Consider the following 451-nt stretch of genomic DNA (forward strand, 5'->3'; position numbering starts at 1 on the left):
GTGACCGACGACGTCGCCAGCTTCGAGTTCTTCACGCCGCAGATGCTGGTGACCCTGGGCGAGAAGGGCGTGAAGACGCTCGACGATCTGGCCGATCTCGCGGGCGACGAGCTAGTGGAGATCCTGGGCGCCGAGGCGATCGACGAGGCGACCGCGAACGACATCATCATGGCCGCGCGCGCGCATTGGTTCGACGGCGAGGAGCCGTCCAACGCACACGGCGAAGAGCCGTCAAACGCACACGACGAGGAGCCGTCCAGCGCACACGGCGAGGAAGGCTCGGCCGAGCCCGCCGCGCAGACCGGCGAAGCGGAGGCTTGAGACGAGCGAGCCGGCGCCACATCTGGAGGAGATCGAGGACGAGCCGGAGCGCGGACCGCTCCGGCGCTGCCTTGTCACGCGTGAGCAAGGGGAGCGCGCGCGGCTGATCCGTTTCGTGCTCGGCCCGGAC

Annotated in this window: 1 pseudogene; it reads left to right on the forward strand. The window is 69.4% G+C overall.

The window, feature by feature from the left end:
• Positions 1–321, forward strand: a pseudogene (locus tag R5H29_RS06700) (hypothetical protein); the annotation flags it as partial.
• Positions 322–451: the final 130 nt, after the last annotated feature.

Origin of the sequence: Stenotrophomonas sp. A3_2 (assembly GCF_036624925.1) — a bacterium.
GTDB classification, from domain to species: Bacteria; Pseudomonadota; Gammaproteobacteria; order Xanthomonadales; family Xanthomonadaceae; genus Stenotrophomonas; species Stenotrophomonas hibiscicola.